The following is a 12,821-nucleotide window of genomic DNA, read 5'->3' as shown; positions in this document are numbered from 1 at the left end:
TAACTGGCATAGAAGAGGAGACTCGCTATGCCCTGGACTGAGACGCGACCTATGCAACGCCTTGATTTCATCCGTGCCTGCCATGCAGGTACGGATTCTTTTTCTGCCCTCTGCCGTCTCTTCGGCATCAGTCGAAAAACCGGTTACAAATGGCTTCAGCGTTTTGACCCCTCTGACCTGTCATCTCTCTCTGACCGGTCGCGTGCTCCGCACTCCCACTCCCGGACAGTTCCTGATGATATCGCCGGGCAGCTTACGGCCCTGAGGCAAAAACACCCTGACTGGGGCCCCAAAAAACTGCGGATGTGGCTGCTCAATCATCACGTCGATTTTACCGTCCCCGCTGCCAGTACTATCGGCGATATCCTCAAGCGTGAAGGCCTGGTTCCGGATAAAAAGCGAAAACGCAGAACCCCGGGCAATCGCCAGCCCCTGACCATCATCAGTGAGAACAATCAGGTCTGGAGCGCTGATTTTAAAGGCAAGTTCAGGCTGCTGAGCCGGAAATACTGTCATCCCTTCACCCTCACCGACAATCACAGCCGGTATCTTCTGAGCTGCCGGGGAGCAGACCGGGAGAGCGAGCCCTTCGTCAGGCAGTGCCTGACGGATGCGTTCCTGGAGTACGGTCTGCCGGAAGTCCTGAGAACGGATAATGGTCAGCCTTTCGCAGGAACAGGTATCGCCGGGTTAAGTCGCCTTGCAGTCTGGCTGATAAAGCTGGGCATCAGACCGGAACGCATCAGAAAGGGGCATCCGGAAGAAAACGGCCGTCATGAGCGAATGCATCGTTCGCTGAAAAGTGCAGTAAAACAGGGCAACATATTTATGACGATGGAAGAACAACAGCGGTGGTTCAGTGGCTACCGGGAAGAGTTTAACTATGAAAGGCCACATGAAGCCCTGGCGGGTGCAACGCCCGGAACGGTATGGCAACCCTCAGGCCGGCACTGGGATGGCAGGGTTCCTGAATATGCTTATCCGGAAGGAGGTACGGTCTACAGGGTGAAATCAAGGGGGACACTCTATATGGGGAAAAAGGGGACGGTGTTCCTGAGTGAAGCGCTGACTGATGAGTACATCATGCTGGAAGAACAAGATGATGGCCTGGAGGCCATCATCTTTAATGGAATAACGCTTGCGTACTACGACCGAAAAACCCAGAGTGTGCTCCGGATAGACTGAAAAGTGTTACCTATGTTCCCGGTCTGATCTGTTACCTATGTATCCGGTCATACACTGCGCTTACCCGGCCTACACTTTCCTTCCACTCCGTCGTTTCGTATGCCGGGTGGCCCTGCGCTTACCCGGCCTACACTTTCCTTCCACTCCGTCGTTTCGTATGCCGGGTGGCCCTGCGCTTACCCGGCCTACACTTTCCTTCCACTCCGTCGTTTCGTATGCCGGGTGGTGCTGCGCTTACCCGGCATACACTTTCTCTCCAATCAGTCGTTTCGTAGGCCGGGTAAGCGTTAGCGCCACCCGGCAAAAAGCGCCGCAATCACCCAAAAAAAAGCCCTCCGAATCGGAGGGCAAGGCCAGTTACAGAAACACTAACTCATTCAGGCATGCAACATTTCAGGTTGCTCGGGGAGTTTCGCGATATAGAGGGCTGGTTTGCCGTCTTTATCGGAACTGTACAGCACCGCTTTTTCGTCCGGCGTGAAGGACGGATGCGGGTGGGTTACCTGGCGGCTGTTCGCCACCGTAGCCCAGGAAGTGTCATGACGGGCAATGCGGTAATAGGCTTTCTTCGCCACGTCAAAGGCATACAGATAAGGATCGTTATCAATGGTGTAGCCGCCGGTGTCTTTCACATCGACAGGCGTGCCGGAACCGTCGCCAACCAGCATGGTGCCGTCAACATTGCTCATCAGGTGCGAACAGGCGGGCATGTTCATTACCGCTTCATTCACGCCGGTGTCCGGATTGAAGCGGGAGATGGTGCGCCCTTGCTGACCTTTCAGGTAAGAGACGTAGATCAGCGCGGACCCGTCCGGCACCCAAAATTCATGCGTGCAGCTTTCCCCTTCCGCGTGCGTTTTCACTTTCCGCACGTTGCTGCCATCTTCGTTGACCAGCCACATGCGGGCGTCAACCAGGTCGTGTGGCCCTTCATGACAGAAGGCCACGGTATTGTCATCGAACGGGCGATAAATCGGATGTCCCAGCCAGATCTTCTCGTCATGGATGGTAGTGCTTTCACCCGTTTTTAGATCAACGCGCAGCAGGCGGCAGTGCGGCCCTTTGTGGAAGAAGTCGTGGAAAATTTTCCAGTCGTTGAGTGGCGTCCAGTCACGTCTGGCAATCTCAATACCTACCAGTTTGGTGCAGTCGCTGTTCGCGACCCAGGTGCCGTAGCCAACCCACTCTTCCGGGACGCGGTACACTTCGCGCTCTGCCAGCGTCTTTAAATCCACCTCAAGCAGGGTGCGATCGTTCTTCACATAGTAGAGGGATTGATCGTCCGGAGAGAGGAACCCGCCAAAGGTGTTATCGCCCGCGCCTTCGGTCAGCTGCACCGCTTCGGCGTTTTTCAGATCCAGCAGGTAATAGTTCCAGTGACCGTCGAACTCCCCGGCGAACAGCAGGTGGCTGCCATCGTTAAAGAAGCACTTCTGGTAAAAGTAGTTGCGATGACAGGTTACTTCCGGTGGGGTCAGGCGGGTAACTTCCACGCCTGTATCCGGATCGCGGCTGACCTCGTAGTTCAGCTTGACCCGCATACCTTTAGCCATAATGCACTCCTTTGAACGCGTAATGTAAGTTGAAAACTAGGTGTTAAATTATCAAAACATCGTTTCATTGTGTGTGACTGACAGCGCAAATTCTCAGTTTCTTTAGCCAGATTGAGGGGCTTAAAGATTTATCGTGATCGAAACACCATTTCTGGCATAAACATACAGAAAAAATGAAACGTTGTTTTAAATGTAATTGAAAACCCCATGTACAGGGGATAATATGTGTTCATCACGAAAACGGAACATTGTTTCGTTATTCATCTTTGCCTTCGGGCACGATCAATTCTGGAGGTTTACGTGGACGTCAGACAAAGCATCCACAGTGCGCACGCAAAAACGCTGGATACTCAGGGGCTGCGCAGTGAGTTTTTAGTTGAGCAAGTGTTCGAAGCCGACAAGTACACCATGGTCTACAGCCATATTGACCGCATTATTGTGGGCGGGATTATGCCGGTGGCGAAAACCGTCTCCGTGGGCGGTGAAGTGGGCAAACAGCTGGGCGTGAGCTACTTCCTCGAACGCCGTGAACTGGGCGTGATTAACATTGGCGGGCCGGGCACCATAACCGTCGATGGCCAGTGCTACGAAATTGGTCACCGTGACGCGCTGTACGTCGGAAAAGGCGCGAAAGAAGTGGTGTTCGCCAGCATCGATGGCAGCAAACCGGCGAAGTTCTACTACAACTGCGCCCCGGCTCATACGACTTACCCAACCAAAAAAGTCACGCCAGCGGACGTTGCCCCGGTGACCCTTGGTGACAACCTCACCAGCAACCGCCGCACCATCAATAAATACTTCGTACCGGATGTGCTGGAAACTTGCCAGCTCAGCATGGGGCTGACCGAGCTTGCGCCGGGCAACCTGTGGAACACCATGCCGTGCCATACCCACGAGCGCCGCATGGAAGTCTATTTCTACTTCAACATGGATGAAGATGCCTGCGTGTTCCACATGATGGGACAGCCGCAGGAAACTCGCCATATCGTGATGCACAACGAGCAGGCGGTCATTTCGCCAAGCTGGTCCATCCACTCTGGCGTGGGAACGAAAGCTTATACCTTTATCTGGGGTATGGTCGGTGAAAACCAGGTCTTCGATGACATGGACCACGTCGCTGTTAAGGATCTGCGCTAGTCGCAGGCAGTTAAGCATACATCTGCCTGTTGGTGACAGGCGCTGAACGATTAAGGAACAAACATGATTCTGGATGCATTTTCTCTGCAGGGTAAAGTGGCTGTGGTTTCCGGGTGTGACACCGGGCTGGGGCAGGGTATGGCGTTAGGTCTGGCGGAAGCGGGCTGTGATATCGTCGGGATTAACATCGTAGAGCCAACGGAAACCATCGAGCGCGTCACCGCGCTGGGCCGTCGTTTCCTGAGCCTGACCGCGGACCTGCGCAAAATCGATGCGATCCCTGAACTGCTGGATCGCGCGGTGGCGGAGTTCGGGCATATCGATATTCTGGTCAACAATGCGGGCCTGATTCGCCGTGAAGATGCGATTAACTTCAGCGAAACGGACTGGGACGACGTGATGAACCTGAACATCAAGAGCGTGTTCTTTATGTCCCAGGCGGCTGCGAAGCACTTCATCGCGCAGGGGAAAGGCGGCAAGATCATCAATATTGCCTCCATGCTCTCTTTCCAGGGCGGCATCCGCGTACCGTCTTACACCGCATCGAAGAGCGCCGTGATGGGCGTGACCCGTCTGCTGGCGAACGAGTGGGCGCAGCACAATATCAACGTCAACGCGATTGCGCCGGGCTACATGGCCACCAACAATACCCAGCAGCTGCGTGCTGATGAAGAGCGCAGCGCGGCAATTCTGGAACGTATTCCAGCGGGTCGCTGGGGTCTGCCGAGCGATCTGATGGGCCCGGTTGTGTTCCTGGCTTCTCCGGCTTCGGATTACATTAACGGCTATACCGTCGCCGTTGACGGCGGCTGGCTGGCACGTTAATTCAGCCTTAATAAAGAACCTCTGCCCTCGGGTGGAGGTTTTTTTTGCGCCAAAATTGGCTTTATCCATATCCTTAAAGATGAAAAATCCATACTAAAAAGGAATAAATGACGGGTATCACACATTTATTGCTTAAATATTAACTAATTAATAAAAAATAAGGTTAAACCACCCTGATTTGAAATTGTAATGTCCATCACAGAACGGTATGTCGTAGCGAAATAATCCATATCTTCACCAGTTCCGACCTGACACTTTCTTCCGGTATCTCGTAATTTCACTTAACGAATTTCGCTGTTGAGGCAGGAAACTATGACATCTATAAATGACTCTACCCTTATGCCCGCTGCGCTGCGCGATACCCGACGCATGAACCAGTTTGTTTCTGTTGCGGCCGCCGTAGCCGGTCTACTGTTTGGTCTGGATATCGGCGTTATCGCTGGCGCACTGCCCTTTATTACCGACCACTTTACGTTAAGCAACCGCCTGCAAGAGTGGGTGGTGAGCAGCATGATGCTGGGCGCGGCCATCGGCGCGTTGTTTAACGGCTGGCTGTCGTTCCGTCTCGGGCGCAAATACAGCCTGATGGTTGGGGCGATCCTGTTCGTCGCAGGCTCCATCGGCTCCGCGTTTGCGACAAACATAGAAGTGCTGCTGCTTTCACGCGTGTTGCTTGGCGTAGCGGTGGGTATCGCGTCCTACACCGCGCCGCTTTATCTCTCTGAAATGGCAAGTGAGAACGTGCGAGGGAAGATGATCAGTATGTATCAGCTGATGGTGACGCTCGGTATCGTGCTGGCGTTTCTGTCGGATACGTACTTCAGCTACAGCGGCAACTGGCGGGCAATGCTTGGCGTGCTGGCGCTGCCTGCGCTGGTGCTGATTGTGTTAGTCATTTTTCTGCCGAACAGCCCGCGCTGGCTGGCGCAAAAAGGGCGTCACGTGGAGGCGGAAGAGGTGCTGCGCATGTTGCGCGACACGTCTGAAAAAGCGCGTGAAGAGCTGAACGAAATCCGCGAAAGCCTGAAGCTGAAGCAGGGCGGCTGGTCCCTGTTTAAGGCGAACCGCAACGTGCGCCGCGCGGTGTTCCTCGGCATGCTGTTACAGGCGATGCAGCAGTTTACGGGGATGAACATCATTATGTATTACGCCCCGCGCATTTTTAAAATGGCCGGTTTTACCACCACCGAACAGCAGATGATCGCCACGCTGGTGGTGGGGCTGACCTTTATGTTCGCCACCTTTATCGCGGTGTTCACCGTTGATAAGGCCGGACGTAAACCCGCCCTGAAAATTGGCTTTAGCGTGATGGCGCTCGGCACCTTAATCCTTGGCTACTGCCTGATGCAGTTCGATAACGGCACGGCGTCAAGCGGCCTCTCCTGGCTCTCCGTGGGCATGACCATGATGTGTATCGCCGGTTACGCGATGAGCGCCGCGCCGGTGGTGTGGATCCTGTGCTCTGAAATACAGCCGCTGAAATGCCGCGACTTTGGTATCACCTGTTCCACCACCACCAACTGGGTGTCGAACATGATCATTGGCGCGACCTTCCTGACGCTGCTGGATGCGATTGGCGCGGCAGGCACCTTCTGGCTCTATACGGTGCTGAACGTGGCGTTTATCGGTGTGACCTTCTGGCTGATCCCCGAAACCAAGGGCGTGACCCTGGAGCATATTGAACGCAAGCTGATGAGAGGGGAGAAACTACGTAATATCGGCGTGTAATGTAATTGCCCGGTGGCGCTTCGCTTACCGGGCCTACGATACCGTGTAGGCCGGGTAAGCGGCTTAGTGTTTACCGCATCGCACGTCTCAAAATACGCTCCGCCTGACGCTGGAAGTCAGCGGCCGTCTCTTCCACGGTTTTCTGGCCGTAGTCGATATACTGCAAAGAAGTACCGAACTGCGCCACAATCTGTGGGTCGTCAAAGTATGGCGAGACGGTGAGTTTCGCCGGCAACGACTGCGCCAGACGCAGGCCCGCCACGGAAGGATCGTCCTCTTTAATGGTGCCGTCTTCAGTCAGATACTGCACCGCTACTTTGCTCAGCGGTACGCCACGCTCAAGACCCAGCGTATCGACCCCTTCTTTGCTGTTGAGCAGGAAATTAATCAGCTTCGCCGCCGCTTCCGGGTTTTTGGTCGACTTACCAATCGACAGCATTTGCGCCGGTTTGAAGAACAGGCCCGCGTCGGTGGCGCCCGGCAGCATTGGGTAGCTGCCCAGCTCCAGTTTCGCCGGTGGCTTCAGGTTGTCGGAATATTTGTTGATGGTGGAGTTCCACATATAGGTGCCGCCCCATTCTCCCTGGATCCACGGCTTCATCTCATACATGTTGCTCTTACCAAATGAGGCATAATATTTGGTGTCCGGCATGACGTGGCTGTCGATCAGCTTTTTGTAGGTCTGGAAGAACTCCACCCACTGTTCCTTTGTGTAGCTGAACTTTTTGGTTTTCTCATCCACCGCAGGAATGTTGTACTTCTGGATCATGTACGAATTCAGCAGCGCCAGCGTATCCTGGTGCTCGAGGATCACCGGGTAGTATTGCTTACCGAGCTTGCTCTCGAAGGTTTTACCGGCTGCCATCAGCTCGTCCCAGGTTTTCGGGTACGCAATACCCGCTTTTTTCCAGGTTTCGTCATTGAAGTAGAACACCCGCGCCGTCACCGAGATCGGAATGCCGTTCAGCTTGCCATCCACGGTGGTGGTTTGCAGCTCTTTGGGATCGAACTGCGACAGGTCGATCACCTCCTTCATCTTGTTCAGATCGTAGAAGCCGTCACCGGTTTTGGAGAAGATCGGCAGCCAGTTCCAGTTCGTCTGCATTACGTCTGGCTCGGTTCCACCCGCAATCTGGGTGGTCAGACGGGAGAGGTGACCGTCCCAGCCGGTGTATTCCGCTTTCACGTTGATGTCCGGGTTCTGCTTATGGAACTCCTCCAGCGCTTTCAGGGTGACCTGGTGACGGCCGTTGCCGCCCCACCAGGACATCCGTAAATCCACATTCTGAGCCATCGATGGCAAAGCGGTAAGGCCCAGGGTCGCGGAGATAGCTGCGCTTAAAAGCACTTTTTTCATTTTTATCACTCCATCAGAGAGAGAGGTTCTGTTCAGTTTTTGCGTCAAAAATATGACACTTATTCATATCAAACGTGAAATACACCTTACGATGAAGTCCCTTATCAATCATTGGTTTAGCTTCATCGGACGGGATTCTGGCGGTCAGTTCGTAGTCCGCGACCTTCAGGTACACAAAGAATTCGTGGCCCATGTTCTCAACGCGCACCATCTCCCCGCTACAACCGCCGTTCGGGAAGGGCTCATCAGAGAGCGACACAAATTCCGGACGCACGCCGAAGAAGATCTCCTTACCCGCGTAAGCGGCGACTTTCTCCTGCTTCTCCGCGTTCAGCGGCATGGTTTCATCACCAATGGCGATGTGCAGCTGTCCCGCTTTTTCGACCAGCACGCTTTTGCGTATATTCATCTCCGGCGCGCCGATAAAGCCCGCCACGAACATGTTCTTCGGCTTGTGGTAGAGATTGTCCGGCGTATCCACCTGCATGATATGGCCGAGCTTCATCACGCAGATGCGGTCGCCCATGGTCATCTCTTCGGTCTGGTCGTGGGTCACGTAAACGGTGGTGGCCGGTTTTCCGGATTTCTTCAGCTGCTTATGCAGGTCGGAAATACGGATACGCATCGAGGCGCGCAGTTTGGCGTCGAGGTTTGAAAGCGGCTCATCGAACAGGAACACATCCGGTTTTTTCACAATCGCACGGCCTACCGCCACGCGCTGCGCCTGGCCGCCGGAAAGCTGGCGCGGCAGGCGGTCGAGCAGCTCTTCCAGCTCGAGAATTTTGGCGGCTTCATTCACCTGGGACTCAATCTGATCTTTCGGCAGCTTGCTCAACTTGAGGCCAAAGGCCAGATTCTCGCGCACCGTCATGTGTGGATAGAGGGCGTAGTTCTGGAACACCATCGCAATCCCGCGCTCTTTCGGCGCGAGGTTGTTCACGATCTTGTCGCCGATACGCACCTCGCCGCCGCTGATGGTTTCCAGTCCCGCCAGCATGCGCAGAGTAGTGGATTTGGCGCAGCCGGATGGGCCGACGATTACCATGAATTCCCCTTCGGCGATTTTAAGATCGATAGCGTGTACCGCTTTAAAACCGTTGGAGTAGACCTTTTCCAGCTTGTTGAAAATAACTTCAGCCATGGTATTTCCCTCTTAACCTTTAATTCCGCTGCTGGTGACGCCCTGTACGAAGTAGCGCTGTGCCAGGAAGAAGACAATGATGGATGGCAGAATGGAGATGCTCGCCATTGCCAGAATTTCGTTCCACGGCGCCCCTTCGGTGACGTCGATGGACATTTTCAGCGCCAGTGCAATCGGATATTTATCCACGCTGTAGACATAAATCAGCGGCCCGATAAAGTCGTTCATGGACCACATGAACTGGAACAGGGCGACGGAGATAATGGCCGGTTTAAGGATCGGCACAACCACGTACCACAGCACCTGAAGGGAGTTACAGCCGTCAATCTGCGCCGCCTCTTCCATGTCACGCGGGACGCCGCGCAGGAACTGGATCAGCATGAAGACGAAGAACCCCTGGGTGGCGAAGGCCAGCGGCAGGTACAGCGGCATATAGCTGTTCAGCATGCCCATTTCACGGAACATCAGGTACTGCGGGATCAGCAGCACGGTGCTGGGTAGCAGCATGGTGGTAATGAGCGTGGCGAACCAGAACTTCTTCCACGGGATCTCGAAGCGGGCAAAGCCATACGCCACGATGGTGGAGGAGATAATGGTCAGGATCACTTTCGGGATCACATACTTAAAGGTGTTCAGCATGTAGTGGCCGAAGTTGTACTCGGTGCCGGTTTTCCAGCCGTTGATGAAGCCGTCCCAGGTGGCATGTGCAGGCCACAGGCTCAGGGTGGTGAAGATCTCGTGGTTCGGTTTGAACGACGCGGAGAACATCCACACCAGCGGGTAAAGCATCAGCAGGCCGACAAACAGCAGGATCGCATAGCGAACGGTGGCATTGATTTTCTCTCTGCGCAGCGTGCGGGCTACTTCGCGTTCGGCGATGCTTCTTGCCGTGGAGAGTTGTTGAATATCAGCCATTTTTGCCTCCTTTATCGGCGGAGTAGAACACCCAGTATTTCGACGACTTAAAGGCGATACCGGCGAAGACGGCCACCACCAGGAACAGGATCCACGCCAGCGCCGCGCCATAACCCATATCGAAATACTTAAACGCGGTGTCGTAGATGTAGAGCGAGAACAGGTAGGTCGAATAGGTCGGCCCGCCGCCGGTGATCACGTACGGCCCGGTAAATTCCTGGAACGCCTGCGTGGTCTGCATGATGAAGTTGAAGAAGATCACCGGCGTAATCAGCGGCACGGTCACCTTCATGAACATCTGCCATTTCGATGCGCCATCGATCATCGCCGCTTCATACTGGGACTGCGGTACGTTTTGCAGCGCGGCCAGGAAGATGACCATCGCGGAACCGAACTGCCAGACGCGCAGCAGGGTAACGGACATTAGTGCCAGTGACGGTTCACCCAGCCAGTTCACCGGGTCAAAACCAAATACGCCGATAAAGCTGTTCAGCAGGCCATCGATGGCAAATAAGGCGCGCCACAATACGGCAATGGCGACGGAACTGCCGAGGATCGACGGAATATAGTAGGCAGTACGGAAAAATCCGATGCCGCGTAATTTAAAGTTCAGGACAAAGGCAATCCCTAATGCGAAGGCGAGCTTTAACGGAATGGTTAAAAATACGTATGCAAAGGTCACGCCCATTGATTTCCAGAAGAGCGTGTCTTCGGTAAACATGTAGCGATAGTTTTCGATGCCGTTAAACACCGGCGGACTCATCAAATCGTAATCCGTAAAGCTGAGGAAAAATGATGAGACGAAGGGGAATGCCGTAAAGAGTATCAACCCGATGATGTAGGGTGATATCCATGCGAGCCCCAGCAGCTTGTTTTCATTCATACATACCTACCTGGCGATCAATGGTTTAAAACGGAATCTGCTTTGTTACATCTTCCCAGGCCAGCATCGCGCGGCATGAGAGCTGAATTTTAGGGTGCAATATCTGGCGTCGGCTAAATATAAAATTGTTTATTAACGCTTTTTTGCCTTCCTCTTTGCGCTAAACGCGTTGGGTTTCAAAAGAGCTGAACCGCCGTTCTTGGATACTAAAACATCGTTTTATTTTATATTATTGCGATTTATTTCTGCGTCATTCGCTTAATGATGGAAATGTGATCAGCGTCGAAACGCTGTTTCAATATAGTGAGGGAGGTGGCATTTTTGACTTTTCACGGACGTTCGTCGGGGCTGCGAGGAGGCGAGACGAAGCACAAGTGGAAACGGGAAAAACAATAGTCACGCAGCGTGGCTAACTACCAGATCTGATAGCAGGTCTACAGATGTACCAATTCGGCATTCAGATAATTCTTACATTCTTGTATGATTTCTTAAACCGGAACCAGTCAGGCAGAATTTCACTGCATCCTTAAAAGAAGAACAGTTATGTCAGCAATGGATTTCAAACAACATACGGATCTCAACTTTCCTCACTATGCTCCCCCGGCGGTCAGCGCTAAAGAAATAGATCTCCTGGGTCTGCTGGACGTCCTGCTGGCAGCAAAAAAACGCATCATTACCATTGTGTTTGCATTTGCACTGGTCGGCCTGGCAATCGCCTTCCTGATACCGCAAAAATGGACCAGTAAAGCGGTCATTACGCCAGCGGAACAGACGCAGTGGAGTTCGCTGCGCCAGATGATGGTGACGCTGCAGGTGCTTGATGTGGACGTTAAAGTTACCCGTGCGGATGTATTTAATCTGTTTATCAAAAAGTTTCAGTCTCAGTCCCTGCTTGAAGAGTACATGAAGAGCTCTCCTTACGTGATGGCTCAGCTCGATGGCGCCGAGGTTGACCCGCTGGAGCTGCACCGCGCGGTGGTCAATATCGCCGAAAAGATGAAGGCTATTGATAACACCCAGGAAAAAAATGCTGATAAAGCACCGTATCTCTCCTGGACGTTAAGCTTCACTGCCCCAACGGCAGAGGACGCGCAGAAAGTGTTGAATGGTTACATTCAGTACATTTCCCGCATCGTCGAGCAGGAGACCATGCAAAACATCCGCGATCAGCTGATCCTGAGAACCAAAACGGTTCAGCAGCAGCTGGAGCTGGATCGGGTTCGACTGACCAATATCCACAATACCAACCTGCAACGCCTTAACTACTCGCTGGAAGTGGCGAACGCGGCAGGGATCAAAAAGCCGGTTTACAGTAACGGACAGGCGGTGAAAGACGATCCGGATTACTCCGTCGCGCTCGGCGCGGACGGGATTGCGCAGAAATTGCAGATTGAAAAAAATCTGAAGGATGTTTCTGAGCTGAACGCTGATTTCCAGAACCGCGAATACTATCTGGCGCAGCTGCAAAAACTTTCCTTCGAAGACGTGAGCCTGGAGCCGTTCAAATACCAGCTCTCTCCTTCTATGCCGGTGAAAAAAGATGGCCCGGGCAAAGCACTGATCGTGCTGCTGGCGGGTATTCTGGGTGGGCTGTTCGCCTGTGGCAGCGTGCTGCTGCGCGAAGCAATGCGCTCCCGCAACCCGCTGCCGGAACAACTTCCTGAGCCGGTTACGGAATAACATGAAAAAAGGCGCTCTGATGAGCGCCTTTTTTTATTTCAGGAAATCCTCGCGTACCGGCGTAAAGGTATCCAGCAAGGTGCCGGGTTTGAGGCAAACGCAGCCGTGCATCACGTGCGGCTTTTTATAGAGAGTGTCGCCCGCCGTTACCACATGCTTTTCCTCGCCAATGGTGAACTCAAATTCCCCCGAGAGAACGTAGGTGAGCTGCTCATGCGGGTGGTTATGCAGCGGGCCAATCGCACCTTGCTCGAAATTCACTTCCACCGCCATCATCCTGCCATCGTGCGCCAGAATACGACGCGTCACGCCGTTGCCCAAATCCTCAAGCGTGGTCTCTTTATGGAAAATAAACATATTTTCGCCCTGTTATGTAATGAAACATTGTTTCATTTAACTTATCTCAGCCGCAGCGAA

The 12,821-nt window shown here is 53.5% G+C and carries 11 protein-coding genes; 5 read left to right on the top strand and 6 right to left on the bottom strand.

Annotated elements, in window-relative coordinates; all coding sequences use genetic code 11:
• Window positions 1-27 precede the first annotated feature (27 nt).
• Window positions 28-1,185 carry a DDE-type integrase/transposase/recombinase gene (locus tag L3069_RS18155; protein ID WP_023305267.1) on the top strand — a complete coding sequence of 386 codons (1,158 nt, stop codon included), beginning with the start codon at window positions 28-30 and terminating at the stop codon, window positions 1,183-1,185.
• A 377-nt stretch (window positions 1,186-1,562) separates the two neighbouring features.
• Here the strand turns inward: L3069_RS18155 and L3069_RS18150 are convergent, their stop codons facing one another.
• Window positions 1,563-2,738, bottom strand: coding sequence for an oligogalacturonate lyase family protein (locus tag L3069_RS18150; RefSeq protein WP_022649254.1), 1,176 nt, complete (start codon window positions 2,736-2,738; stop codon window positions 1,563-1,565).
• A gap of 300 nt (window positions 2,739-3,038) precedes the next feature.
• Between L3069_RS18150 and kduI the strand changes: the two genes are divergently transcribed.
• The 3 genes from kduI to L3069_RS18135 all read left to right on the top strand — a co-directional run bounded on the left by kduI (window position 3,039) and on the right by L3069_RS18135 (window position 6,428).
• The gene (gene kduI / locus L3069_RS18145) at window positions 3,039-3,875 is read left to right on the top strand and encodes a 5-dehydro-4-deoxy-D-glucuronate isomerase (protein WP_017382863.1); all 837 of its coding nucleotides are present in this window, start codon (window positions 3,039-3,041) and stop codon (window positions 3,873-3,875) included.
• Window positions 3,876-3,938: 63 nt separating this feature from the next.
• Window positions 3,939-4,700: a 2-dehydro-3-deoxy-D-gluconate 5-dehydrogenase KduD gene (gene kduD / locus L3069_RS18140; RefSeq protein WP_003862835.1), complete on the top strand. Its 762-nt coding sequence runs from the start codon at window positions 3,939-3,941 to the stop codon at window positions 4,698-4,700.
• A 312-nt stretch (window positions 4,701-5,012) separates the two neighbouring features.
• Window positions 5,013-6,428: a sugar porter family MFS transporter gene (locus tag L3069_RS18135; protein WP_022649253.1), complete on the top strand. Its 1,416-nt coding sequence runs from the start codon at window positions 5,013-5,015 to the stop codon at window positions 6,426-6,428.
• Window positions 6,429-6,498: 70 nt separating this feature from the next.
• Here L3069_RS18135 and L3069_RS18130 read toward each other — a convergent pair whose 3' ends face one another.
• Genes L3069_RS18130 through L3069_RS18115 form a run of 4 tightly spaced genes read right to left on the bottom strand, consistent with a single transcriptional unit; the run spans window position 6,499 to window position 10,724 of the window.
• Window positions 6,499-7,785: an ABC transporter substrate-binding protein gene (locus tag L3069_RS18130; RefSeq protein WP_032626062.1), complete on the bottom strand. Its 1,287-nt coding sequence runs from the start codon at window positions 7,783-7,785 to the stop codon at window positions 6,499-6,501.
• Between the two features lie 13 nt (window positions 7,786-7,798).
• A complete protein-coding gene (locus tag L3069_RS18125) occupies window positions 7,799-8,926 on the bottom strand; it encodes an ABC transporter ATP-binding protein (protein ID WP_100167691.1) in 1,128 nt (375 codons plus the stop codon).
• Window positions 8,927-8,938: 12 nt separating this feature from the next.
• Window positions 8,939-9,841, bottom strand: coding sequence for a carbohydrate ABC transporter permease (locus L3069_RS18120; RefSeq protein WP_022649251.1), 903 nt, complete (start codon window positions 9,839-9,841; stop codon window positions 8,939-8,941).
• A complete protein-coding gene (locus L3069_RS18115; protein WP_003862825.1) occupies window positions 9,834-10,724 on the bottom strand; it encodes a carbohydrate ABC transporter permease in 891 nt (296 codons plus the stop codon). Before L3069_RS18115 ends, L3069_RS18120 begins: the two co-directional genes overlap by 8 nt.
• 543 nt (window positions 10,725-11,267) lie before the next feature.
• On the opposite strand from L3069_RS18115, the gene wzz(fepE) reads away from it, so the two are divergent.
• Entirely contained in the window at window positions 11,268-12,404 is a 1,137-nt protein-coding gene (wzz(fepE), locus tag L3069_RS18110) for an LPS O-antigen length regulator Wzz(fepE) (protein WP_023298520.1), read from the top strand.
• Between the two features lie 33 nt (window positions 12,405-12,437).
• Here wzz(fepE) and L3069_RS18105 read toward each other — a convergent pair whose 3' ends face one another.
• Entirely contained in the window at window positions 12,438-12,761 is a 324-nt protein-coding gene (locus tag L3069_RS18105; RefSeq protein WP_022649249.1) for a cupin domain-containing protein, read from the bottom strand.
• Window positions 12,762-12,821: the final 60 nt, after the last annotated feature.

Origin of the sequence: Enterobacter cloacae complex sp. ECL411, assembly GCF_021869665.1 — a bacterium.
GTDB lineage: Bacteria > Pseudomonadota > Gammaproteobacteria > Enterobacterales > Enterobacteriaceae > Enterobacter > Enterobacter intestinihominis.
This window is presented reverse-complemented; position numbering and strand designations above follow the sequence as displayed.

Excerpts from the sequence above, each read along its gene's own strand:
- kduD (WP_003862835.1), top strand. The coding sequence starts at position 3,939 with ATGATTCTGGATGCATTTTCTCTGCAGGGTAAAGTGGCTGTGGTTTCC.
- L3069_RS18125 (WP_100167691.1), bottom strand. The coding sequence starts at position 8,926 with ATGGCTGAAGTTATTTTCAACAAGCTGGAAAAGGTCTACTCCAACGGT.
- L3069_RS18150 (WP_022649254.1), bottom strand. The coding sequence starts at position 2,738 with ATGGCTAAAGGTATGCGGGTCAAGCTGAACTACGAGGTCAGCCGCGAT.
- L3069_RS18115 (WP_003862825.1), bottom strand. The coding sequence starts at position 10,724 with ATGAATGAAAACAAGCTGCTGGGGCTCGCATGGATATCACCCTACATC.
- L3069_RS18105 (WP_022649249.1), bottom strand. The coding sequence starts at position 12,761 with ATGTTTATTTTCCATAAAGAGACCACGCTTGAGGATTTGGGCAACGGC.
- L3069_RS18135 (WP_022649253.1), top strand. The coding sequence starts at position 5,013 with ATGACATCTATAAATGACTCTACCCTTATGCCCGCTGCGCTGCGCGAT.
- L3069_RS18155 (WP_023305267.1), top strand. The coding sequence starts at position 28 with ATGCCCTGGACTGAGACGCGACCTATGCAACGCCTTGATTTCATCCGT.
- L3069_RS18120 (WP_022649251.1), bottom strand. The coding sequence starts at position 9,841 with ATGGCTGATATTCAACAACTCTCCACGGCAAGAAGCATCGCCGAACGC.
- L3069_RS18130 (WP_032626062.1), bottom strand. The coding sequence starts at position 7,785 with ATGAAAAAAGTGCTTTTAAGCGCAGCTATCTCCGCGACCCTGGGCCTT.